Here is a 22,532-nt window from a genome sequence, read left to right as displayed (position 1 = left end):
CGCTAAATTGTGCTCAAATTGCGCTTAGATTGCATAGTAGCGGCCGAAGCGGTTCGCCAGGAAGTCAGACAGCAGCGTCTGTTCCTGACGTACCAGTCCGTGCTGTGGCAGTTTTCCTGTTACTACCAGATCCACCATGGCGCAAATGCCGGATGCAGTTGTCAGCTGGATAGCGGACAGTAACTGGCCATTCACTTCCTGCGCATAGATTTTCTTAGCATAAGATTCCTGTTCCAGGCGACCATCGCGCATGCCAACCACGCTGACGAAGACCAGTACCACGTCTTGCTTGGTCATAGGAATCGCTGTTTCCATCACTTCTTTCAGGATAGGACGGCGTTCCAGTTTACCCAGTTGCAGATCGCGGATCAGCATTTTGACGATGTCGCGGTGACCAGGATAACGGACAGTTTTATAGTTCAGATTTTGTACCTTGCCTTGCAAGCTTTCGCACAGCGTGCCGAGGCCGCCTGAGGTATTGAATGCCTCGTAGTCGATACCATCCAGCGAGAAGTGTTCAATTTCTTCCAACGCCGCAGTTTCGCGCAATTCGCCGTCCACAATCGCCTCGCAGGGATTACAGTATTCATTGATCAGACCATCGGTACTCCAGGTCAGATTGTATTTCAGTGCATTATTTGGGAAGGTCGGTAAAGCGCCGACCCGCATGCTGACATCGCGCAGGGTCTCAAAGCGTTTCGCCACATCGTTGGCAACGATAGAAATAAAGCCCGGCGCCAGTCCGCATTGCGGCACGAAGGCGCAATCGGCGTTTTCTGCCAGTTGTTTGACGATGCGTGTACTTTCCACGTCTTCAGTCAGATCAAAGTAATGCGAATTGGCCGCTTTAGCTGCACCGGCGATGATAGGTGTCAGGAAGTACGGGCAGGCGGACATGGTCACTTTGTGTCCACGGATTAATTCTGTGACGGCAGCTTTGTCGCTCAGATCGGCTTGTACGATACGGGTGTTAGGGAAGCCTGCCTGTTCTACATATTTGAGGCGCTCAGCATCGCGGTCTGCCACGGTGATTTCATAGTCGCCGGTATGAGACAGCAAATTTAAGATCGCGTCACCGATTTTGCCAGCGCCCAGCAGGATGAGTTTGGTTGTCATGATTTTGTCTCCGGTTTGTTGTTTATAGGTTTACGCAGAGAGTCTAAGCCTGAGTTTTGTCAGATAATAGAGGGAAAATTATCGTCAGACTGCAGGAGTCTGATACATTTTGACTAAAATTTATAACAAAATGACGATATGAGACCCGAACTCGATGAAGTGGACAATAAAGTACTGGCCTTGTTAATGGATAACGCCAGGTTGCCGGTTACCAGTATCGCTAAGCAGGTGGGGATTGCGCGTACTACGGTGATTGCCAGGATAGCGGCACTCGAAAAGCGCGGCATTATTGCCGGTTATGGGGTGCGCCTGAGTCACAAGCTGGTGCAACCTGCTGTACGTGCCTACGTGGGTTTGTCGGTGGATGCGAAGTTTGCCAGTACTTTGATTAAATACCTGCAGCAATTGCCTGAGGCTGAGACTTTGTGTGCGGTCAGCGGAACGATAGACTATATGCTGACGCTGCGTTGCGATTCTACGGATACTTTGGATCGCTTACTGGATCAGATTGGTGCGATGGATGGGGTACGTCAGACTGCGACCTCGATTATTTTGAGTAAGCGCATAGACCGTGGCGCTATCTGAGGGATGGCGGATCTGGCAGTGTGCTAATCAGCGCGCAAGCAGGTTGCTGCGCGCCCGATTTGGCTTGGAAGCGGTGCTCAGATACCTGCGCTTGAGCCGGCTTTGCTGTTGAGCTGGGCTTTTTTGTCAAAGCCATTAGTCTTTTTGGCTGCAGTTGCTGCGTTGGACTCAGAGAAGTGGGTGCTAGACTGTTGCAGAATTTGCAAATGCACAGATGCGCGATCCAGGCCGCTGCGATCCAGAGGAGTCTGAGCCTGCACACTGGCACTGGCGCTGGCAGAACTTGATTCCTGCACGCTTTCGTTCAGATTTTTTTCTTGCTGATTCTGTTGTATCGCGATAGAGGAGGTCATCGCTGACGCATTAGCTCCGATCACTGCACCAGACACAAATGTTGCTGAAAGCAAACAAAAGAGTAGAGGTTTTTTTAACATGATTGCCTGCTGATAGAGTAAGGTGAGACAAACTGCTCATTCAATTCCCGGAACTACTGGTGAATCCAGTGATCGATGCAAACGGTCATTGTCTGACACTAAGCCGATCGCGGTCAAGCCAAATTAAATCAATTTAAGCAAGAATCGCAGGTATTTTTCTGAGTTTTACCGTGTTCTGAGGTTTTTGACGTGCTTGTTGATCGCTGGCTGCTTTCTCAGCCAGTGTCATTGCCTTGGCAGAAATCACCACGGTTTGCATCTGGGGATGAAATTGTTCCATGTCGTAAGCAATTTTTTGTTCAACTGTCATTTTTTGTGCTGAAATGATCACGCTGGGTACTGCTGCTTGTGGCTTGGGAGAGAGAAATGCCAGCGTTACCAGTGTGGCTGCACTCAGGCTGGCCAGTGTCAGCAGACTAATGGATTGTAACTTGGAGAGCTTCTGGTTAGACATGATAGGTTTTCCTGTTGTTGGGGCGATGTCAACACTGTAGATAAAATGCACAGATTGCACGATTGAAATGCGATGAATTGCAGAAAGTCTGGGATGAACTTCAAAAAACTTGAAATGAATGGCAAATACTTTGCCCAAATAAAGCGGATACCATGAATCAAACGGTTTTACTTCCTATTCTGAGCGGCTCTGCCGTTCAAATCAGGTGTTTGCAATTGCTGATGCTTATCGTTATGCAGATGGCTTTGATGGCGGCACCGGCGTGGGCGCAGCTGGCGGCCTGGGGCAGCTATCCTAAGTTACCCGTGCTAAATGAAGGCTCAGTCGCAGATCCGCTGGCCATATTGGAGCAAGGTAATGACCCTCAGGTACAGCTCTGGATGCGTCGTCAAAATGCTTTAAACCAGCAATTCCTGCAACGCTACAGTCAATTGGCAGACTGGCAGAAAACAGTGCAAAAAACTGGGCCTGCGCCAGAGCCAGAATCTGCGGCGCTCAGCAGTGCGGTCGGCCTGATCTGGACTGAGCGCGGGGCGGATCGCCGCGCGCGGGTGTTGCAGAAAAATCCGGAGACGGGTGCCGAGCGTGTGCTCTATGTCTCAGCGCCAGAGGCAGGTATCCGGCAGTTATTGCTGGCACCAGACCGCAGCGCGATTGCGCTTCAGGTCAGTCAGTCTGAGCAGGAGTTCGCCATGGTGATCCGGCTCGAAGATTTGAAGTCAGAGCCGGAGCTCCGTATCGCGCCTGGCAGCGGGCTGAGTTGGCGTGCTGACAGTCGGGTACTTTACTATCAACCGACATTGGGGCCGATGACAGAGTTATGGCAGCACCAGCTTGGGCAGCCAGTCCAGCTCGATAAGGCTGCGCTGCGCAGTGGCAAAGGCGTGCAATTGCGCGCGCATGAACGCCTGCAGCTCTTGTTTGCTGATCAGGCTGATGCAGTGCTGCTGGTGAGCCGGGATGCACAGCAGAAAATTACGCAGCTGGCTGTTGCGCGACGGTCTGAACTCGATAAAAACTCAGCGCGCTGGCAAGTGCTAACTGGCCTGCCTGAACAATGTAAAGATCTGGCGCTGCAGGGTAAGGACTTGCTACTGATTGCTGATAGCAAGCCGGGCGCTAAAGTCTCTAAGCCAGTTGCAAAGCAGGCGGGATCACCTAAGCAGGGTGCTCCGAGTGCCCAGAGTGCAATATACAGACTGCCCCTGAATGCGCCGCAATTCAGCAATGCAAAGCTGGAATATCAGGATGATAAGCTGGACTTGCAGCGGCTGGCTGTGCGTAACGACGCTGTATTTGTGCTGGCCTATCGTGATGGTGCGCATCAATTGCTGCAGATCCTTAGCAAAACCAAAGCAGAGCAAGTACCGTTACCATTTGCCGGACGCGTGCGTCAGTTGAGCCTGGCGAGCGAGGGCAAAGGGATTTTGCTCGATATAGAGGCTGCCGATCGCCAGCATGCCTGGTATATGGCGCAAGACGGCACGGAGTTTTCACCCTTGTTAAGAGAACGCTCAGACAGCGTGTCGGCGCTACAGCAACGTGCCGCTATCCATGCTTTGCCAGGGCAGGCGGGTGCGGTCACATTGTTGTATCCGCGTGGTGCCGAAGTCGATGGCAAACGCCCGGTGTTACTGATGTTAGCGCCGGAACTGGCGCGTCCAGAAAGTTTTACTGGCGGGTTTCAAGCCTGGCTGGAGCAGGATGCGATAGTCGCGACGCTGGTATTGCCAGCGTCGGGTAAAGAACGCGCCGCCGATAGCCTGATTGCGGCAGCGGAGTATCTGGTCAGCACATCGATTTCCTCAGCGGGCAAAATATTCTTATTCGATACTGGAAGTGGTGATGCAGCACTGATGCAGGCCGCCTTGCAAAGGCCTGCTTTGTTTGGTGGCGTGGCGCTGCGCAATTTGCGGCTGGATACGGCAGCGCCTGTGAAAGCTAAGGGCAAGCAGGCAGAAGCGGCTGTCACCAGCGATCTCGACCGTTTGCCATTTCAATCGCGTCTGCAGCAAGGGTTGCAGCATCCGCCGGTATTGCTGTTAGCTGATAAGGCGAAGTCAGAGCAGGGTTTTGTGATGACAGCCAAGCTGGCTGCGGCTTTGCAGCTATTATCGGGTAGCCCGCAGGCACCGGTATTGATTAGCTTATCGGCTGACAAAACCATGGATGACGCGGAGTGGAAGGCCAATGCCTGGGCATTTTTTCTATGGAAGGCGGGGCTGCCGCGTTTTGCGCTGGCGCCCCGTTAGCATCTGCCTGAGCTGCGTATTCAACTATTTACGTATCAGCAGGCAGCGTAGTTCACGCTGACGACATGGATAGCCAGGCCGCCGAGTGAGGTTTCTTTGTACTTGGCCTGCATGTCGGCGCCAGTCTGACGCATGGTTTCTATCGCATCGTCCAGTGTAACTTTATGCGTACCATCGCTGCGCAGTGACAGAGAAGCTGCGGTGATGGCCTTCACCGCACCCATGCCATTGCGTTCTATGCAGGGGATCTGCACCAGACCACCGATAGGATCGCAAGTCATACCCAGATGGTGTTCGATACCGATTTCTGCCGCAGCTTCTATCTGTTCATTGGTGCCACCCAGTGCTGCTGTCAGACCAGCTGCAGCCATAGCGCAGGCTACCCCGACTTCACCCTGGCAACCAATCTCAGCGCCGGAAATCGAAGCGTTTTTCTTGCACAGCATGCCGATTGCAGAGGCTGCCAGCAGGAAGCTGCGTACGCCTTGTTCTGGGTTGCTCGGTTTGCAGTCTTCGGCGTAATAGCGTAATACGGCGGGGATAATTCCGGCGGCGCCATTCGTCGGTGCTGTCACAACACGGCCACCGGCCGCATTTTCTTCATTCACAGCCATCGCATATAAACTCACACGGTGCATGCCGTCGTGCGGCAAGACATCGGTCGTCTCATTCGCGGTACGCCACAGCTTGGCGGCGCGGCGTTGTACTTGTAAGCCGCCCGGCAGTTCGCCGCTCAGTTGCAGGCCACGCGAGATACAGGCTTTCATCACCGACCAGATTTTATCAAGGCCTTCATCCAGTTCCTGTTCGGAACAATGCACCAGTTCGTTGGCGCGCAACATGGCAGTCACGCTCAGGCCGGTACGTTTGCCATGTGCCAGCAATTCAGCCATGGTGGCAAAAGGATAGGGTACGGCTTTATCTGTAGCGGTTTCTGCTGAGGCGGGTTGTGACAGTTCTTCAGCTGAATAGATAAAGCCGCCACCGGTAGAGTAAAAAGTTTTTTCTTCTGTACTGCCATCCTGACGGGTCAGGATGAATTTCATGCCATTCGGATGGCCGGGCAAGACTTCCTGTTTAAACCAAAGGATATCCTGGGCAGCATCAAACGCAACCGGATATTCGCCGAGTAAATGCAGTTGCTGGCTGCTGTGTAATTGTGCCAGTTTGTCGGCCACGCTTTCCGGTGCCAGGTCCTGCGGTGTTTCACCCATCAGGCCCAGCAATACAGCGGTATCTGTCGCATGGCCGCTGCCGGTGAGAGCCAGCGAGCCATACAGCGCAGCCTGAACCTTACTGACTTGCTGCAGATTGCCAGCTTCCAGCAAAAAGCGTCTTGCAGCCAGCATGGGGCCTACGGTATGGGAACTGGATGGACCCACGCCTATTTTAAATAAATCGAATACACGCATGTCCATCGTATGACCTCTTTGTCTCTTATTTGGTGTGCGCAAAATGACTCAGGCTAAGTCTGGTCGCAATGAGGCATGATGCGCTCATTGCGATGTTGGTACCTGAATTTTTTTGCGCTAATTATGAAATTATGAAATTAAATTATGCTGCTAACTCCTTGCCATCGACATGGATATTTTTCAGCATGTCGGTGACCAGATCCTGCAAGCCCACCTGAGCCTGCCAGCCCCAGTCTGTGCGGGCTTGTGCATCATCCAGGCTTTGCGGCCAGGAAGCTGCGATCGCCTGGCGGCTGTCGGGAGCGTAGTGTATGTCAAATGCAGGCAAATTTTGTTTGATTGCAGCTGCTAATTCGCGCGGGTTAAAACTTAAACCGGCGACATTATACGAGGAACGCACAGAAAGTTTGGCGGCGTCTGCATCCATCAGCGAAATCGTGGCGCGGATCGCGTCCGGCATATAGATCATCGGTAAAGTTGTTTCCGCTTCCAGGAAGCAGCTGTATGCTTCACCACGCAGAGCAGAATGGAAAATCGCGATTGCATAGTCAGTGGTGCCGCCGCCTGGTGGCGACTTGAAGCTGATGATGCCAGGGTAGCGTATGCTGCGTACATCCACGCCATATTTTTCGAAATAGTATTCGCACAGACGTTCGCCAGCCAGTTTGCTGATACCGTAAATCGTGCTTGGGTCCATCACCGTGTATTGCGGCGTATTGACCGGTGGCGTATTTGGGCCAAACGCAGCAATAGAAGACGGCCAGAACACTTTCAACGGTTTGTCAGCTTCGCCGCGTATGCGCGCGATTTCCAGGATGTTGAGCAAGCCATCCATATTCAGTTCCCAGGCCTTCAGCGGCGCTTTTTCGCCAGTTGCGGACAGCAGTGCTGCCAGCTGATACACCTGCGTGACCTGATATTGTTCGATGACTTCGGTAATGCGTGCCGCATTCAGTACGTCGATGATTTCATAGATGGCCGCGCCATACAGGCTGGCCGGGCTGATATCCGCTGCAATCACATTGTTTGCACCATGCTGTGCTGCCAGGGCTTCCACCAGTTCGCTGCCGATCTGACCGTTAGCACCAATTACAAGAATTTTTTCCATGTTTGTTTCCAGATTAAGAATAGATAGCTAAATCGACGTAAAACTCAGGTTCAGTCAGTGTGCCGCAAATTGATAGCTGGCTGATACGCTGGCCTCAGTTTTCGTCAGTGCTGAATTACTGTATCAGTCCCAGTTCGCGACCCGCCTGAGCGAAAGCAGCGAGCGCGGTATCGAGTTGTTCTGTGCTGTGCGCAGCGGACAGTTGCACCCTGACCCGGGCTTGTCCCATTGGCACCACAGGGTAGAAGAAGCCGGTCACAAATACGCCCAGTTCATACAGGCGGGCGGCGAATTTCTGCGCTACCGGCGCATCGAACAGCATGACCGGAACCACAGGATGCGTACCTGGCTTAATGGTGAAGCCGAGTTTGACGATTTCGCGACGGAAGTGTTCAGTATTGGCATGCAGGCGATCACGCAATTCGGTAGACGCAGATAATCTTTGCAATACCGATAAAGAGGCGCCAGCGATTGACGGTGCCAGTGTGTTAGAAAACAGGTAAGGGCGGGATTTTTGACGCAGGGTATCGATCACTTCTTTACGTCCGGCAGTAAATCCACCCATCGCACCGCCCAGTGCCTTGCCCAGGGTGCCAGTAATAATGTCTATGCGTCCGAGCACATTGTGATGTTCGTGCGTGCCGCGACCAGTCTGGCCCATGAAGCCGGAAGCATGGCATTCATCGATCATCACCAGTGCATCGTATTTGTCTGCCAGTTCGCAGATTTTATCGAGCTGGGCGATGGTGCCGTCCATAGAGAACACACCGTCCGTTACGATGATGCGGTGACGTTTGTCGGCAGCGGCCTGCAATTGTTTTTCCAGATCCACCATATCATTGTGCGCATAGCGATAGCGTGCGGCTTTACATAAACGGATGCCGTCGATGATGGAAGCATGGTTCAATGCGTCAGAGATGATGGCATCGTTTTCATCGAACAAAGGCTCAAACACGCCGCCATTGGCGTCGAAGGCGGCTGCATACAGGATGCAGTCTTCGGTACCCAGAAATTCGGCAATCGCTTTTTCTAATTGTTTGTGGACAGTTTGCGTGCCGCAGATAAAACGTACCGAGGACAAGCCATAGCCGAATTGCTCGGTCGCGGCGATCGATGCCTGCACCATAGATTCATCACCAGACAGACCCAGATAGTTGTTCGCGCACAGATTGATCAGCTCGCGGCCATCGTCGCAAGTCACCACCGCGCCTTGACGCGAAGCGATCACACGCTCAGGTTTGAACAGGCCTTGTTCGCGTAAGCCGTTCAGGTTGCCCGCCAGTTTATCGATAAAGGCGAGTCTGGAAGTATTCTGGGTCATGCTGGTCTCCGTTTGATCTGGTGCTGTCCAGTGTAGGGTCATCGTGTATTGATGCACCTGAGAAAATCTTGCTGCAGTCTGCGATTTGCATCATATTGTTGCAGCATATTTGTCATGCTCTTTTGGCGTTTCTGAGTGGCTAGCTGTTACACTGCTAAATCAAGAAACTGTATAAGTTTAAGCAATTCGCAAATACGCTGACCGCAAAAATCAGGTACATCGGGTTAAATAAATCTTAAAAAATCCAATATTTAGAACTAAAGTTCAATATATCGAATATTAATCATACTTTTTTAGTGGTGCAATAGGCTTTATGAAAAAAGTTTTGTCGAATACGCCGCCGGAAGTCGGTGCGACTTTGCAGAAAATGCGTCTGGAGCGTGGTCTTACTTTAGAAGATTTATCCAGAACTGCCGGCGTTTCTAAGTCTATGCTGTCGCAGATAGAGCGCGAAAAAGCTAATCCGACCATCGCAGTTGCCTGGCGCCTCGCCAATGCGCTGGGAGTGACGATGGCAGAATTGCTCTCTTCTGAATTGCCTGCCGCAGAGAGTATACGTTTGCTGGAAGCGCACGAAACGCCGACCTTGCCGGGTGAGCATGCCGGATATGTGTTGCGCATCCTGGGGCCGATGGAGCTGGCAGGCAAGTACGAATGGTATGAACTCACACTCGCAGCGGGTGGGGCTTTGGTGTCAAATTCACATGACCCGGGCGCATCCGAGCATCTGACGGTTTTGAGCGGTCAGATCGAGGTCGAAGTCGAAGGCCATAAAAAGAAAGTCAAAATTGGCGCCACCGCGCGCTACGATGCCGATAAAAATCACGCAATCCGGAATACCGGTAAGACTGAAGCCAAAGCTTTGCTGGTGGTCATACATCGCTGATCAGCGCAGTCAGCTGCGCTAGCAGGCCTTGGTGATGCTGTCGGAACAGGAAATACAGAATTTGCAGGGGAAAGCATGAGTAAGAAAGTGATTCAGGTCTACAACCGGCCCGCCGGTGGCTGGGGCGCATTGAAAAGCGTTGCACAGCAATTGTTGAATCAGGGCATACCGGGTAAGGGCGCACGGACTTTGCTGTCGGCGAATCAGCCGGATGGCTTCGATTGCCCGGGTTGTGCCTGGCCGGATTCCGACCATACCTCGACTTTTGAATTCTGTGAAAACGGCGCCAAGGCGGTAGCGGCGGAATCGACGGCCAGACGCGCTACCCCAGCTTTGTTCGCCTCGCATACGCTGGCGGAACTGAGTCGTCACAGCGATCACTGGCTGGAAGATCAGGGCAGGCTGACCCATCCTGTGCGCTACGATACCGCGACGGATCGCTATGTAGCGGTTTCCTGGGATGAAGCCTTTGCCTTGATCGCGCAGCATTTACGCGCTTTAGCACGGCCCGATGATGCGATTTTCTATACCTCAGGCCGCACCAGTAATGAGGCAGCGTTTCTGTATCAGTTATTTGTACGTGAATTCGGTACCAATAATTTTCCGGATTGTTCGAATATGTGCCACGAGCCATCCGGTCTTGCCATGCGCGAAGCGATAGGGATAGGTAAGGGTACGGTGCTGCTGTCAGATTTTCAGCAGGCCGATGCAATCTTCATTTTCGGCCAAAATCCCGGTACTAATCATCCGCGTATGCTGGGTGAATTGCGGGCCGCGTCCAAGCGTGGCGCGGCCATCGTGTCTTTCAACCCCTTGCGTGAGCGTGGGCTGGAAAAATTCCAGGACCCGCAGGATGCGTTGGAAATGTTATCGGGTGATGGCAGCACCATTTCCTCTGATTACCTGCAACTGAAGATAGGTGGCGATCTGGCTGCGGTCAAAGGCATCATCAAATATGTGCTGGAAGCGGATGCGCTGGCGCAGCAGCAGGGCCAGGCACGTTTGATTGATGTGGATTTCATTGCGCAGCACACTGCAAATTTTGAGGCATTTGCTGATGAAGTCGGGCTAGAGTCCTGGGATACCATCGTGCGTGAATCCGGCCTGGAACGCAGCCAGATTGAGCGCACGGCACAAACCTATTTGCATGCGCGTAGCGTGATTGCCTGCTGGGGCATGGGCATCACTCAGCATAAACATTCGGTCGCAACGATACAGATGATTGTGAATCTGTTGTTATTGCGTGGCCATCTGGGGCGTCCCGGTGCCGGTGCCTGTCCGGTGCGTGGGCACAGCAATGTGCAGGGCGACCGCACCATGGGCATCAATGAAAAACCGGCAGCGGCCTTCCTCGACAGATTGCAGCAAGTGTTTGGTTTTGAAGTGCCGCGTGAGCACGGCTATGATACGGTGGGCGCGATAGAAGCCATGCTGGCGTCACCGGATAAAGTTTTTTTCGCAATGGGCGGTAATTTTGCGACCGCGACGCCGGATACCGAACTCACGCACCGTGCCTTACGCAATTGTGCACTCACGGTGCATGTGGCAACCAAGTTAAACCGCAGCCATCTGGTCTGTGGCCGTGATGCGCTGATCCTGCCTTGTCTGGGCCGTACTGAAATTGATATGCAGGCCACAGGCCCGCAGGCGGTGACAGTGGAAGATTCTATGAGCATGGTGCATCTGTCTTCGGGCATGAATGTCCCGGCCTCGCCTGATTTATTGTCTGAGCCAGCGATTGTTGCACGCATGGCAGTGGCGACCTTGCAGGACAGAACTCGCATAGACTGGATGGGACTGGTCGCCGATTACGACCGTATCCGCGACAAAATCGCAGAGGTGTTTGACGACTTTGCCAGTTTCAATACAAGGGTGCGGGTGCCGGGTGGCTTCCATTTGCGTAACAGTGCACGTGAACTGGAATGGCGTACTGCAAGCGGTAAGGCCAACTTCTTTGCGCATGCGGTACCGACCGATCTGCCTATCCATCAGGCCAGAAGCGCGCAACAGCAAACCGTATTTAATCTGGCGACGATACGTTCGCATGATCAGTACAACACCACCATCTATGGCATGAATGACCGCTATCGGGGGGTGTTCGGCGAGCGCCGCGTGCTGTTCATTCATGCAGAAGATATACGTGCATTGGGCTTTAGTGCCGGTGACTGGGTGGATATCACCAGCATTTCAGAAGATAAAGCAGAACGCAGCGTCAAACGCTTCATGCTGGTTGAATACAATATACCGCGTGGCTGTCTGGCGGCTTACTTCCCTGAGACCAATGGCCTGGTGGCCTTGTCCAGTGTGGCCGACCATGCGCGTACACCGACTTCCAAATCGATTCCGGTCACACTGGCCGCGCATCAGGCCTGACCCATATGACGATGGAGACCACAGCTCCCGAAGCAGAGCAGGCCGATCTGACTATGCTGGCGCAGATAGAGGCGCTGATGCTGGCCTTGCGGCAGGAGGCGCAGCCGTTATCGGCGCAAAAGCTGTGCAAACGCTTAAATGTGCGTATGAGTACCTTGCTGCGCTGCCTCGCCTATCTGGGTGAGAAGGATATTGCAGGACAAGCCGGATTAGGCTGGGTGCACAGCGAACAGCAAGGCGAACGCCTGCTGCTCAACCTGACGGCGACCGGTCTGGCGGCATGCGCATCATGGTGAGGTCGCGATGAAGCCGGATCAGCCAGTCACAGAAGACGTGGACAGTCTGCCGCTGAGCCTGGCCGTGACGGTGCAGCGTGTACGTTATGGCGAACCCGGTATGCAGGCTGTTACCGACCAGGTGGCGCAGGAAGTGCCGGTGGCGCTGGTCTATAACGGCATATCGCATGCCGTGATGATGGCCAGTCCGGCCGATCTCGAGGATTTCGCACGTGGCTTCAGTTTGTCTGAGGGCGTGGTCAGCCAGGTGCAGCAGATTTACGATATCCGCATAATGCAGCAGCATCAGCCTGCTGGTCTGGTGCTGGAGATACAGATTGCGGCCGAATGTTTTGACCGGCTCAAACGACAGAAGCGCCAGCTGGCCGGACGTACCGGTTGCGGTCTGTGTGGCATCGCCAGCCTGGATGCCTTGCCGCAGTCCTGTGCGCAGGTCAGCGCCGGACCATCCATCCCGCTGGCCGCGATCCAGGCCGCGCTCGGGCAAATGCCGGCGCTGCAGCTACAAAATGCAGTCACCGGTGCGCTGCATGCGGCGGCCTATGCCAATCTGGATGGGAAAATTTCAGTGTTGCGAGAGGATGTGGGTCGTCACAATGCACTCGATAAGCTGACGGGTGCACTGGCGCAACAGTGGCGGCATGCACAGCGGCCAGATGGCTTTTTGCTGTTGAGCAGCCGCGCCAGCTATGAGCTGGTGCAAAAAGCGGCAGTCGCCAATATCCGTCTCATGGTCTGTCTGTCAGCCCCGACCGCGCTGGCCTTGCAAATGGCGCAGGAGGCAGGTATCTGCCTGATAGGATTTGCGCGGCAAAGCGGACTGGTGATCTACACCCATCCCGAAACAGTCTTGCTGCCTGATGCCTGATCATGATGGTGCTGGCCGTGAGCGCCAGACCTGAATATATGCAATAAAGATATATCCTTAGATGCATCTGAATATAAGAAAGAAAATCTGAGTTTTTGCCAAATTTGTGCAGGTTATTTGGTGGTAAGGGCGATATAATGGGGTGAAAATTTACCTCATCGACTCTCTATCCTTGCTCAAAGTATGCATTACGCCTCAACCCGCGGACATGCCGCGTCGCAAAGTTTTTCCGAAATCCTGTTAGGTGGGCTGGCCCCGGACGGCGGCTTATATTTGCCTGCTACTTATCCTCAGGTCACAGCAGCAGAGCTGAATGCCTGGCGCCAGCTAAGCTATGCCGAGCTTGCATTTGAAGTCTTGCGCAAATTCGCCACCGATATTCCGGAAGCAGATTTGCGTGCCATGACAGCCAAAACCTATACCGCTGAGGTCTATCGCAATGCGCGTGAGGGTGAAGATGCGGCACAGATTACGCCTTTGCGCGTGTTGCAGGAAGATGGCGCAGGTCGCAAGCTGATCCTGCAAGCCTTGTCGAATGGCCCTACGCTGGCGTTCAAAGATATGGCGATGCAGCTGCTCGGCAATCTGTTTGAATATGCGCTGGCAAAAAATCAGGCTGAACTCAATATTTTTGGCGCGACTTCCGGTGATACCGGCAGTGCGGCTGAGTATGCGATGCGTGGCAAACGCGGCATCCGTGTCTTCATGCTGTCGCCGCACCAGAAAATGAGCGCCTTCCAGACCGCGCAGATGTTCAGTCTGCAGGACCCGAATATTTTCAATATTGCGGTCGAAGGTGTATTCGATGACTGTCAGGACATGGTCAAGGCAGTGTCGAATGATCTCGCCTTTAAACAGCAGCAGCGCATCGGTACTGTGAATTCGATTAACTGGGCCAGAGTAGTGGCACAGGTGGTGTACTACTTCCGTGGCTATCTGAGCGCGACCACCAGCAATGAACAACAGGTTTCCTTCACTGTGCCATCCGGTAATTTCGGCAATATCTGCGCTGGTCATATCGCCAGAATGATGGGCTTGCCTATTGCCCAGCTGGTAGTGGCGACCAATGAAAATGATGTGCTGGATGAGTTTTTTCGTACCGGTATCTACCGCGTGCGTGCTTCCGCCGAGACCTGGCATACCACCAGCCCGTCTATGGATATTTCCAAGGCCTCTAACTTTGAGCGTTTCATTTACGATTTGCTTGATGGTGATGCGGTGCGCGTTAAACACTTGTTTGCACAGGTCGAAAGCAAAGGCGGTTTTGATTTGTCCGGCGCGCCAGGCAGTGATGGTGACGAATTCAGCAAAGTGGAGCAGTTTGGTTTTGTCTCCGGTAAATCGGTACATGCAGACCGTATTCAGACCATACGCCAGGTCAGGGCGCAATACGGCCTGACGGTCGATACCCATACTGCCGACGGCATTAAGGTCGCACGCGAACACTGGCAGCCTGGCGTGCCTATGATCGTGCTGGAAACTGCCTTACCTGCCAAATTCAATGAAACCATACGCGAAGCACTGGGTGAAGATGCGCAGCGTCCGGCCGGATTTGAACAGATCGAAGCGCTGCCGCAGCGCTTTATTGTGATGCAGCCGCAAGTCGAAGCAATGAAAGCCTATATCGCCGAACATACCGGCCTGTAAGCGACTAAGCATAAAAAGAAAACGGCGCTGTCTCTGATCCAGAGACAGCGCCGTTTTCTTATGGTCAGCAAGGGTCAGGCGGCAGGCGAACGTGCATTCCAGGCAGCGAGCAGGCGGGCGCCAAACACATTGATCAGCAAGCCACCCATCACCGTCAGCGCGCCGATGATTTGCAGCTGACTCAGTGCCTCACCCAATAATAGCCAGGCGGCGCTCAAGCCTATCACCGGCACCATCAGCGTCATCGGTGCCACCATATGAGTAGGAAGGCTGGACAATAATCGTCCCCACAGCGTGTAACCAATCAGTGTTGCCGCTACCGCCAGATAAACGATAGTCAGCGCAGAAGACAGCGACATATGCGTCAGGCTGTGAACGATGTTATCGCGGCCTTCGAACAGGAATGACAGCGCAAAGAAGGGCAGGATGGGAATCAGTGCGCTCCAGGAAACCAGACTCAGCACCGCAGTCGGGCCAATTTTTTTATTAATCACATTGCCGCTGGCCCAGGAAAAAGCAGCGCATATCGTCAAGGCGAAACCGGCCAGTGTCACCTGTTGTGCGCTACCCTGCAAGCTGGCGCTACCCAGGATAAATAAACCCAGTGCTGCGACCAGCATGCCACACAGATTACTCAAATGCAGTTTGTCCCCAAACACCAAAGCCGATAAGGCCACTGTAAAAAATGCCTGCGATTGCAATACCAGCGAAGCCAGTCCAGCCGGCATGCCGACTGCCATAGCAGAAAACAAAAAGGCAAATTGCCCCAGGCTGATGGTCAGTGCATAGGCCAGTAACAGGCGAAGCGGAACCTTGGGGCGGGGCAGAAACAGTATCGCAGGGAAGGCCACCAGTATGAAGCGCAGCGCGCCCATCAGAAAAGGCGGTATGCCTTTCAGGCCGATTTTAATTACAACAAAATTCATACCCCATAAGACCACCACGACCAGCGCGGTCAGCAGATGTTGGGGACGCAGAGCAGTAGCTGACATGAGGTGCCTTGTTATCAGGAAGATCAGTCAGTGTAAGCGATTCTGCGGGCATGACAGGTGAAAAAAATACAGCCTTGCGCACGCGGCAGCCATGCGCAAGGCTACATTCAGTAAATCTGATTCAGGAAATCAGCCAGCCAGATGTTTGACCGGTACATGCTCAACATGCACATTGCCATAGCTGAAGCCACCCGTGCCTACCCATTCACCATTGATCGCCAGGTGGGCCTCGAATGGGATTTCCAGTGGCATAGGTGCATCCGGGTGGATCAGGCCATGCAGGCTGACCACTTGGGTCACATTGCCATAACCCGTTGCAAAAATTTTGCCAGTCACATTGCCGCTGTAGTTGCCGTTTTCAGTCGCTTGCGTCACATTGACATGACCGGATACATGATGCTGGCCCGGTACCACGACCAGTGCGTAAGTGACCAGCGGAGCGCCTAATAACTGGGTGTTGCCGATCGTGCCTTTAACCAGGTAAGCGCCGATGATAGGGGATGTTGCTGTAGTCATCATAACCTCATAATCGTAATGGAATTTCCTACTCGTCAGGCTTTTCGGAATATCGCCCCGGGATGTTGAACAGGTTCCCGGCTACCGCACATCATCCAACTGCGAGGCAGCCGGACACTTGGTACTGATTGCAAATGCTGTGCCAGTACGAAATCAGCTTTTCGCCGACTTCCGTCAGAGTGGCGGTGAGTGGCTACATGCCGGAATGGCTTGCGGTGTTACATGTCATAGACTTGTGTTGACATGGAAGTTTCAGAAGTTACTTCCCCGTTTTTTATGACTATCTTTGTAATTTTTGATGTGTCGGTTAGACTGCCTCTTTATCCATCGTTCAATATTTGATAGCGGTAGGTTTTTAATAGACCAATAAATAAAGTATGAAAAAACGCCTGATTTTCACCTTGCTACTCACAACTGCCTTGCCTGCCTTGGCTGAGTCTTCCTGCGCGGTCCGCGCGGCGCAGCTGCTGGCGCAGGGAAAAGCGACAGAGCTGGCTACCTGGTTCAACACGCCGTCCCCGAACACTGCGGCGGCACTCAGTAAGCTCGCGATTGAGTTGGGTACGCTGGACGGTATCGCAGCGGCGACCAGACCGCGATCCGGTAGCAGTGTCCGGCTGTCTGTGCAGGCAGATGGCTTGCCTGCTTCGTATGCGCATAGCGCCAGTTGGGCGGATGCGGTATCGCAGAAGCTGGGCGCAGTGCAGATTCAGACTTCGGCCGCCTCAGCGCAAAGCTGTCAGTTGCTGGCGCTGCATATCCACGCTTCACCGCGCTAAGACATTATGCGTACCTATCTGCAATTGCACACCGACCAGCCGCACATCATTCTGCGCGATTTACAGCGCAGTGATGCCCCTGCCTGGTACGCCTATTTGCAGCTGCCGCAAACCATAGAGCACACCAGCTGGAATTTGCGTGATCTGCAGGATTTGCTGCCGCAGTTCGACCTCTTCGCATCCGCAGAGGCAGGATCACAGATACGCCTCGCAATCGCCGATGAGCGCGATGGGAGACTGCTGGGGACGATAGGTTTTCATACTATATCGGTGCCAAATCGCAGTGCCGAATTATCCTATGATCTGGACCCGGCTTACTGGGGGCAGGGCATCGTAGCCAGTGCGGCACGCGCCTTGCTGGTATGGGCCTACAGCCAGATGGGCTGGGTGCGCATACAGGCCACAGTCTTGCCATCAAATTTAGCCTCGATACGGGTGTTGGAAAAACTGGGTTTCGAGCGCGAGGGCTTATTGCGTTCTTTCCGGCAGGTGCGCGGTGTGGCGGGCGATTTTCTGATGTATTCACGGCTGGCGCAGGATGCCTGATTGCCGCGTCTGTAGCGATTAGCGCTGTATTCCCTTGCACTTGCCATAAAGTTCTCTCTCTGGCCGCAGACCATCCATTACACTGCTGGCATGGACTCCAAATATTCAAATCTATGCGTGACTATGCCTATCGTTTATTGAATGTATTTGCCGAAGCGACTTTTGGCGGCAATCCCCTTTGTGTGTTCGAAGATGGGCGCGGCTTGTCTGATGCCGAGATGCAGGCGCTGGCGCGGCAGTTTAATTTGTCTGAAACCGTGTTTTTGCTGCCGTCTGATCAGGCGGATAGGCATATGCGTATTTTTACGCCGGGCACAGAGATGGCGTTTGCAGGTCATCCCAGTGTCGGTTCTGCAGCAGTCGTCAGCGACTTACTGCAGACCGGTAGTCAGCTCAGTTTGTCGTGCCGCGCCGGGATAGTTCCTCTGCAGCGCAATGAAGCAGTCTGGTCTTTCGTTGCGCCTAAGGCAGCGCAAATTACGCCTTGCCCGCTCAGTGCGGCAGAACTGGCGCCGGTATTGGGCTTGCGGGCCGAGGATATCGTAGCTGAACCCTTATGGGTGAATACCGGCTCGGATCAGTTGCTGATAGCCGTGAACAGCGCAACTGCTTTGCAGCAGGCGGGATTCCGCGCTGAGTTGCTGGCGCGCTGGCCGCGCAGCAGCCTCGGACGCCGCACTGTCTTTGTTTTTTATATGGAAAATAACAGCGACCATAGCGTGCAAGGGCAGGCTGTAATTCAGGCGCGCTATTTCTTCGAACGTGCAGATGGTGGTGTCGGTGAAGATCCGGCGACCGGCTCGGCCTGCGCCAACCTGGGTGCCTGGCTCAGGCACCAGAATATGCTGTCGCAACAACAATACTGTGTTGAGCAAGGTGTACAGATGGGACGTCCCAGCGTCTTGTATCTGGATATTTCCGGGCAGGAAAAGATACGGGTCGGTGGCAAAGTCATAGAAATCGGCCGTGGCCGCATTCAAATTTGAGGAAAATCCAGTCTAAAGCGCAGAAAGCGCAGGAAGAGTAAGGCGAAATCCTTTAAAATAGCGGGATTCTTTTCAATTGCAGCTTGTGCAGGCTGCGCTGTCATTCTGGTCATACAGTATCAGCAGCCATGCCGCATCAGGACTATCTCCCTATGAGTATCTCTACTACCCAGGAAATCGTTGCAGAATTACGTGCCGGTCGCATGGTGATCCTGGTCGACGAAGAAGACCGTGAAAACGAAGGCGACCTGGTAATGGCCGCTGAATTCGTGACACCGGAAGCTATTAATTTTATGGCTAAGTTTGGCCGTGGCCTGATTTGCCTGACGCTGACGGAAGAACGTTGCGAACAGCTGAATCTGGCGATGATGACCAGCCGTAACGGCACTGCCTATGGCACCAATTTCACTGTCTCGATTGAGGCAGCGGAAGGCGTGACCACCGGCATTTCAGCGGCTGACCGCGCGCGTACTGTACGTGTGGCGGTGGATAAAAAAACCACGGCGCATGACATCGTGCAGCCTGGCCATGTTTTCCCGCTCAAGGCACAAAAGGGTGGTGTACTGATGCGTGCCGGTCATACTGAGGCAGGTTGCGATCTGGCTGAGCTGGCCGGACTGACACCGGCTTCTGTGATTTGCGAAATCATGAAAGACGACGGCACCATGGCGCGTCTGCCTGATCTGATTGCGTTCGCGCAGGAACATCAGCTCAAAATCGGCACTATCGCTGATCTGATTCACTATCGCAGCCAGACCGAAAGCATCGTTGACCGGGTTGCAGAACGCGCTATGCATACTGCGCATGGCAGCTTCAGAACCATCGTTTATCGTGACAAACCCAGCGGTTCTGCCCATCTGGCGCTGATTCACGGCGAACTCGCTGCCGATAAAGAAGCCCTGGTACGTGTGCATCAGCCGGTATCAATACTGGATTTGCTGGAAAGTCAGGCAACGACGCATTCATGGAATATCGCGGCGGCGATGCAGGCCATTAAATCCTCTGAATCCGGCGTGATCGTGTTGCTCAATTGCGAAGAAAGCGCGGAACAGTTGTTTGATCAGTTCACCGCACTCAATACGCCAGAGACGCGTCCGGTCAGCCGTGCTGCCAGAATGGATTTGCGTAACTATGGCATAGGCGCGCAAATCCTCAAGGATGTCGGCGTTGGTAAAATGAAGTTGCTGGCAAATCCACGTAAAATGCCGTCGATGACAGGCTTTAACCTGGAAGTCACTGGCTATCTGGATAAGCCTGCGGTGTGAGTCAGGCAGTGTCTTGCACGGCAATGTCGTTTCACCGGCAGTAAATGAGTGGTAAATAAGCAATACATAAGCAATACATAAGCAATACATAAGCAGCACTGAACCCCATGTAACTACGGGGTGCAAATCGATAAGTTTTAAGCGCGTCAGCGCAAAAGGAAGATCATGACAGTTGGACACTACGAATCAAATCTGGATGGCGCAGGCGTACGCGTTGGTATCGTTCAGGCCCGCTTTAACGACAATGTGGGTGCAGGTTTGCTCAACGCCTGTCTGGCTGAATTGAAAAACCTGGGTGTGATGGACGAAGACATCCTGCACGTGACCGTGCCGGGTGCATTAGAAGTGCCGCTGGCATTGAAGAAAATGGCGCAAACCAATCAGTTTGATGCCTTGATTGCGCTGGGTGCGGTGATTCGTGGCGAAACCTATCACTTTGAACTGGTTTCGAATGAATCTGGTGCCGGTATCACCCGCGTCGGTCTGGATGCGGGCATTCCGATTGCGAATGCAATTCTGACCACTGAAAATGACGAGCAAGCCGAAGTGCGTATGCAAGAAAAAGGTGCGGACGCAGCGCGGGTTGCCGTTGAAATGGCGAATCTGACCCTGGCTCTGGATGAACTCGCTGAAGCCACAGAAGATCTGGACTACGACGACGAATAATCGTCCCGCTGCGGCTGCCTGCAGGCATCGTGCACCAGGGACGCAGTCGCTTGAATTTTAAGGCGCAGGCTTTTTGTGAGCCTTTGCACATGCAGCGCTGTCCGGCAGTAATGAACGTAAAAGTAAGAGTAAGAGAAAATAATGACCACAAAATCCATACACGCGAATCCAAGTAAGAGTCGCTCCCCGCGCCACCGTGCGCGTGAATTCGCTTTGCAAGGCCTGTACCAATGGCTGCTGAACAATGAAGATTCCGGCGTGATCGACGCCCATATCCGCCAGGCTCATGGCTTCGATAAAGCAGATCGCGAGCACTTCGATATCCTGCTGCACGGCGCGATTAATCAATCCATACAGTTGCGCGAAGCCTTCGGCGATCTGATTGATCGTCCGCTGGTTGAGTTATCCCCGATTGAGCACGCTGTGCTGCTGATCGGCGCATATGAATTGAAAAACCATATCGAAATTCCTTATCGCGTTGTGATTAATGAGGCTGTTGAGCTGACCAAGTCATTTGGTGGTCTCGATGGTCATAAATACGTCAATGGTGTGCTGGACAAGCTGGCTGCCAAGCTGCGTCCTGCCGAGATCGCTGCAGGTAAATAATTTGCCTGCCGAAGTGATATCGATGGTATCGGTCACAGTATGATCTGTCCGCCTGACTTCTGACTGAAGCAGGCGGATTTTTTTTTGTGGTGACTGGACGCGTAGCGCTGCGCTCACCACGCCAGCGTGCAGCATTGACTGCAGCTCAGACCAGAGCTTGCCTCGCCCTGGTCATCCAACATTTTCTGGCTCAGCATTTCAGGATAAAACACTATGCAACATCATCTCGCATCCCGGCTCGACCATATTTCGTCGTTTCACGTGATGGAACTCATGAAAATGGCGGCTGAGCTGGAAGCCGAAGGGCGACACCTGATACATATGGGTATCGGTGAGCCTGACTTTACCGCGCCACCGGATGTGATTGCTGCCGCCGCCACAGCGATGGCCGAGGGTAAATTGCAATATACCTCGTCGCTGGGCTTGCCTGCCTTACGCAGCGCTATTTCGCGTCATTACCGCGATCAGTTCGGGCTGGATGTGCCAGCGCAGCGGATTATCGTCACGGCCGGTGCGTCGGCCGCCTTGCTGCTGGCCTGTGCAGCGTTGGTCGAGGCGGGCAAGGAAGTGCTGATGCCTGACCCCAGCTATCCTTGTAACCGCCATTTTGTTGCGGCCTTCGAGGGGCAGGCCAGGCTGATCCCATCCGGCCCGGCTGAGCGTTTTCAATTGTCGGCACAAATGGTGCGTGAGCATTGGGGTGCACAGACTGCCGGGGTATTGCTGGCCTCGCCATCGAATCCTACCGGCACCTCGATTCCGCAATCGGAGCTGCGCGAGATCATAGACATTGTTAAGCAACGCGGTGGTTACACCATTGTCGACGAGATTTATCAGGGGCTGAGTTACGAAGGTGCACCGTTTTCTGCGCTGTCGCTGGATAGCGACGTGGTGGTGATCAATAGCTTTAGTAAGTATTTCAATATGACGGGCTGGCGTCTGGGCTGGCTGGTGGTGCCGGAAAGTATCGTACCCGCTGTCGAAAAACTGGCGCAAAACCTGTTTATCTGTGCGTCGGCCGTGGCGCAACATGCGGCGCTGGCCTGTTTTACGCCGGACAGCCTGGCAATCTATGCGGCGCGTAAAGAAGAATTCCGGCGTCGCCGGGATTATCTGGTGCCCGCCTTGCGCGAATTAGGTCTGGATGTGCCAGTGACGCCGGATGGCGCCTTTTATGTGTATGCCGATTGCTCGCGCTTCAGTGACGATGCCGATGCCTTCGCTAAACAAATACTGCGTGAAGCCGGGGTGGTGATCGTGCCGGGTAAGGATTTTGGTCCTGCGACCGCGCACCGCTATGTACGTTTGTCTTACGCCAATTCATTGGAAAATCTGCAAGAGGCGGTGCGTCGTCTCAAGGCTTTTCTACACCCTGAAAAAAAATAAGCCTAAAAAATAAGCCGCCTGTGCGATGAGCAGCAGGC

General features: G+C 53.6%; 22 protein-coding genes. 14 read left to right on the top strand and 8 right to left on the bottom strand.

The window, feature by feature from the left end; genetic code table 11:
- Window positions 1-24 precede the first annotated feature (24 nt).
- Complete coding sequence (locus H8K43_RS14125; RefSeq protein WP_186904436.1) at window positions 25-1,116, bottom strand: saccharopine dehydrogenase family protein; 1,092 nt, start codon at window positions 1,114-1,116, stop codon at window positions 25-27.
- Between the two features lie 138 nt (window positions 1,117-1,254).
- Between H8K43_RS14125 and H8K43_RS14120 the strand changes: the two genes are divergently transcribed.
- Window positions 1,255-1,701 carry an Lrp/AsnC family transcriptional regulator gene (locus tag H8K43_RS14120; protein WP_186904435.1) on the top strand — a complete coding sequence of 149 codons (447 nt, stop codon included), beginning with the start codon at window positions 1,255-1,257 and terminating at the stop codon, window positions 1,699-1,701.
- Between the two features lie 77 nt (window positions 1,702-1,778).
- Here the strand turns inward: H8K43_RS14120 and H8K43_RS14115 are convergent, their stop codons facing one another.
- Both H8K43_RS14115 and H8K43_RS14110 read right to left on the bottom strand, forming a co-directional pair.
- A complete protein-coding gene (locus H8K43_RS14115) occupies window positions 1,779-2,054 on the bottom strand; it encodes a hypothetical protein (protein ID WP_186904434.1) in 276 nt (91 codons plus the stop codon).
- A gap of 214 nt (window positions 2,055-2,268) precedes the next feature.
- Window positions 2,269-2,727 (bottom strand): hypothetical protein, encoded by a 459-nt coding sequence (locus H8K43_RS14110; protein WP_186904433.1) that lies wholly within the window; start codon window positions 2,725-2,727, stop codon window positions 2,269-2,271.
- Between the two features lie 83 nt (window positions 2,728-2,810).
- On the opposite strand from H8K43_RS14110, the gene H8K43_RS14105 reads away from it, so the two are divergent.
- Window positions 2,811-4,841 (top strand): prolyl oligopeptidase family protein, encoded by a 2,031-nt coding sequence (locus H8K43_RS14105; protein WP_186904432.1) that lies wholly within the window; start codon window positions 2,811-2,813, stop codon window positions 4,839-4,841.
- Window positions 4,842-4,876: 35 nt separating this feature from the next.
- On the opposite strand, the gene H8K43_RS14100 is transcribed toward H8K43_RS14105, so the two are convergent.
- From H8K43_RS14100 to kbl, 3 genes are all read right to left on the bottom strand, one after another.
- Entirely contained in the window at window positions 4,877-6,259 is a 1,383-nt protein-coding gene (locus H8K43_RS14100) for an L-serine ammonia-lyase (RefSeq protein WP_186904431.1), read from the bottom strand.
- A gap of 136 nt (window positions 6,260-6,395) precedes the next feature.
- Window positions 6,396-7,361 (bottom strand): NAD-dependent epimerase/dehydratase family protein, encoded by a 966-nt coding sequence (locus tag H8K43_RS14095; RefSeq protein ID WP_186904430.1) that lies wholly within the window; start codon window positions 7,359-7,361, stop codon window positions 6,396-6,398.
- Window positions 7,362-7,476: 115 nt separating this feature from the next.
- A complete protein-coding gene (gene kbl / locus H8K43_RS14090) occupies window positions 7,477-8,682 on the bottom strand; it encodes a glycine C-acetyltransferase (protein WP_186904429.1) in 1,206 nt (401 codons plus the stop codon).
- Window positions 8,683-8,995: 313 nt separating this feature from the next.
- Between kbl and H8K43_RS14085 the strand changes: the two genes are divergently transcribed.
- The 5 genes from H8K43_RS14085 to thrC all read left to right on the top strand — a co-directional run bounded on the left by H8K43_RS14085 (window position 8,996) and on the right by thrC (window position 14,752).
- Window positions 8,996-9,568 carry a helix-turn-helix domain-containing protein gene (locus tag H8K43_RS14085; protein ID WP_162021014.1) on the top strand — a complete coding sequence of 191 codons (573 nt, stop codon included), beginning with the start codon at window positions 8,996-8,998 and terminating at the stop codon, window positions 9,566-9,568.
- A gap of 75 nt (window positions 9,569-9,643) precedes the next feature.
- A complete protein-coding gene (locus tag H8K43_RS14080; RefSeq protein ID WP_186904428.1) occupies window positions 9,644-11,941 on the top strand; it encodes an FdhF/YdeP family oxidoreductase in 2,298 nt (765 codons plus the stop codon).
- A 5-nt stretch (window positions 11,942-11,946) separates the two neighbouring features.
- On the top strand, window positions 11,947-12,237 hold the full coding sequence (locus H8K43_RS14075) for a hypothetical protein (protein WP_222611050.1): 291 nt from the start codon (window positions 11,947-11,949) through the stop codon (window positions 12,235-12,237).
- A gap of 7 nt (window positions 12,238-12,244) precedes the next feature.
- Complete coding sequence (gene fdhD / locus H8K43_RS14070) at window positions 12,245-13,105, top strand: formate dehydrogenase accessory sulfurtransferase FdhD (RefSeq protein WP_186904427.1); 861 nt, start codon at window positions 12,245-12,247, stop codon at window positions 13,103-13,105.
- 183 nt (window positions 13,106-13,288) lie between these two features.
- Window positions 13,289-14,752, top strand: coding sequence for a threonine synthase (gene thrC, locus H8K43_RS14065; RefSeq protein ID WP_186904426.1), 1,464 nt, complete (start codon window positions 13,289-13,291; stop codon window positions 14,750-14,752).
- A 74-nt stretch (window positions 14,753-14,826) separates the two neighbouring features.
- Here the strand turns inward: thrC and H8K43_RS14060 are convergent, their stop codons facing one another.
- Window positions 14,827-15,729, bottom strand: a complete 903-nt coding sequence (locus H8K43_RS14060; RefSeq protein WP_186904559.1) for an EamA family transporter — start codon at window positions 15,727-15,729, stop codon at window positions 14,827-14,829.
- Window positions 15,730-15,873: 144 nt separating this feature from the next.
- Window positions 15,874-16,263, bottom strand: coding sequence for a DUF1842 domain-containing protein (locus tag H8K43_RS14055; RefSeq protein ID WP_230403966.1), 390 nt, complete (start codon window positions 16,261-16,263; stop codon window positions 15,874-15,876).
- Window positions 16,264-16,637: 374 nt separating this feature from the next.
- Between H8K43_RS14055 and H8K43_RS14050 the strand changes: the two genes are divergently transcribed.
- The 7 genes from H8K43_RS14050 (at window position 16,638) to H8K43_RS14020 (ending at window position 22,494) form a co-directional block, all read left to right on the top strand.
- The gene (locus H8K43_RS14050; RefSeq protein ID WP_186904425.1) at window positions 16,638-17,039 is read left to right on the top strand and encodes a hypothetical protein; all 402 of its coding nucleotides are present in this window, start codon (window positions 16,638-16,640) and stop codon (window positions 17,037-17,039) included.
- Window positions 17,040-17,045: 6 nt separating this feature from the next.
- Window positions 17,046-17,585, top strand: a complete 540-nt coding sequence (locus tag H8K43_RS14045) for a GNAT family N-acetyltransferase (RefSeq protein WP_186904424.1) — start codon at window positions 17,046-17,048, stop codon at window positions 17,583-17,585.
- 113 nt (window positions 17,586-17,698) lie between these two features.
- Window positions 17,699-18,571, top strand: coding sequence for a PhzF family phenazine biosynthesis protein (locus H8K43_RS14040; protein WP_186904423.1), 873 nt, complete (start codon window positions 17,699-17,701; stop codon window positions 18,569-18,571).
- Window positions 18,572-18,723: 152 nt separating this feature from the next.
- A complete protein-coding gene (gene ribBA, locus H8K43_RS14035; protein WP_162021006.1) occupies window positions 18,724-19,836 on the top strand; it encodes a bifunctional 3,4-dihydroxy-2-butanone-4-phosphate synthase/GTP cyclohydrolase II in 1,113 nt (370 codons plus the stop codon).
- 165 nt (window positions 19,837-20,001) lie between these two features.
- On the top strand, window positions 20,002-20,502 hold the full coding sequence (gene ribH / locus H8K43_RS14030; protein WP_162021005.1) for a 6,7-dimethyl-8-ribityllumazine synthase: 501 nt from the start codon (window positions 20,002-20,004) through the stop codon (window positions 20,500-20,502).
- A 141-nt stretch (window positions 20,503-20,643) separates the two neighbouring features.
- The gene (gene nusB, locus H8K43_RS14025) at window positions 20,644-21,108 is read left to right on the top strand and encodes a transcription antitermination factor NusB (protein WP_186880586.1); all 465 of its coding nucleotides are present in this window, start codon (window positions 20,644-20,646) and stop codon (window positions 21,106-21,108) included.
- Between the two features lie 213 nt (window positions 21,109-21,321).
- Entirely contained in the window at window positions 21,322-22,494 is a 1,173-nt protein-coding gene (locus H8K43_RS14020) for a pyridoxal phosphate-dependent aminotransferase (protein WP_186904422.1), read from the top strand.
- Window positions 22,495-22,532 lie beyond the last annotated feature (38 nt).

The sequence above is a fragment of the Cognatundibacterium curvum genome, assembly GCF_014284235.1.
GTDB classification, from domain to species: Bacteria; Pseudomonadota; Gammaproteobacteria; order Burkholderiales; family Burkholderiaceae_D; genus Undibacterium; species Undibacterium curvum.
This window is presented reverse-complemented; position numbering and strand designations above follow the sequence as displayed.

What these genes read in the sequence shown, in the direction of transcription:
- H8K43_RS14125 (WP_186904436.1), bottom strand. Translation starts at nt 1,116, where the DNA reads ATGACAACCAAACTCATCCTGCTGGGCGCTGGCAAAATCGGTGACGCG.
- H8K43_RS14120 (WP_186904435.1), top strand. Translation starts at nt 1,255, where the DNA reads ATGAGACCCGAACTCGATGAAGTGGACAATAAAGTACTGGCCTTGTTA.
- H8K43_RS14115 (WP_186904434.1), bottom strand. Translation starts at nt 2,054, where the DNA reads ATGACCTCCTCTATCGCGATACAACAGAATCAGCAAGAAAAAAATCTG.
- H8K43_RS14105 (WP_186904432.1), top strand. Translation starts at nt 2,811, where the DNA reads ATGCTTATCGTTATGCAGATGGCTTTGATGGCGGCACCGGCGTGGGCG.
- H8K43_RS14100 (WP_186904431.1), bottom strand. Translation starts at nt 6,259, where the DNA reads ATGGACATGCGTGTATTCGATTTATTTAAAATAGGCGTGGGTCCATCC.
- H8K43_RS14095 (WP_186904430.1), bottom strand. Translation starts at nt 7,361, where the DNA reads ATGGAAAAAATTCTTGTAATTGGTGCTAACGGTCAGATCGGCAGCGAA.
- kbl (WP_186904429.1), bottom strand. Translation starts at nt 8,682, where the DNA reads ATGACCCAGAATACTTCCAGACTCGCCTTTATCGATAAACTGGCGGGC.
- H8K43_RS14085 (WP_162021014.1), top strand. Translation starts at nt 8,996, where the DNA reads ATGAAAAAAGTTTTGTCGAATACGCCGCCGGAAGTCGGTGCGACTTTG.
- H8K43_RS14080 (WP_186904428.1), top strand. Translation starts at nt 9,644, where the DNA reads ATGAGTAAGAAAGTGATTCAGGTCTACAACCGGCCCGCCGGTGGCTGG.
- H8K43_RS14075 (WP_222611050.1), top strand. Translation starts at nt 11,947, where the DNA reads ATGACGATGGAGACCACAGCTCCCGAAGCAGAGCAGGCCGATCTGACT.
- fdhD (WP_186904427.1), top strand. Translation starts at nt 12,245, where the DNA reads ATGAAGCCGGATCAGCCAGTCACAGAAGACGTGGACAGTCTGCCGCTG.
- thrC (WP_186904426.1), top strand. Translation starts at nt 13,289, where the DNA reads ATGCATTACGCCTCAACCCGCGGACATGCCGCGTCGCAAAGTTTTTCC.
- H8K43_RS14055 (WP_230403966.1), bottom strand. Translation starts at nt 16,263, where the DNA reads ATGATGACTACAGCAACATCCCCTATCATCGGCGCTTACCTGGTTAAA.
- H8K43_RS14050 (WP_186904425.1), top strand. Translation starts at nt 16,638, where the DNA reads ATGAAAAAACGCCTGATTTTCACCTTGCTACTCACAACTGCCTTGCCT.
- H8K43_RS14045 (WP_186904424.1), top strand. Translation starts at nt 17,046, where the DNA reads ATGCGTACCTATCTGCAATTGCACACCGACCAGCCGCACATCATTCTG.
- H8K43_RS14040 (WP_186904423.1), top strand. Translation starts at nt 17,699, where the DNA reads ATGCGTGACTATGCCTATCGTTTATTGAATGTATTTGCCGAAGCGACT.
- ribBA (WP_162021006.1), top strand. Translation starts at nt 18,724, where the DNA reads ATGAGTATCTCTACTACCCAGGAAATCGTTGCAGAATTACGTGCCGGT.
- ribH (WP_162021005.1), top strand. Translation starts at nt 20,002, where the DNA reads ATGACAGTTGGACACTACGAATCAAATCTGGATGGCGCAGGCGTACGC.
- nusB (WP_186880586.1), top strand. Translation starts at nt 20,644, where the DNA reads ATGACCACAAAATCCATACACGCGAATCCAAGTAAGAGTCGCTCCCCG.
- H8K43_RS14020 (WP_186904422.1), top strand. Translation starts at nt 21,322, where the DNA reads ATGCAACATCATCTCGCATCCCGGCTCGACCATATTTCGTCGTTTCAC.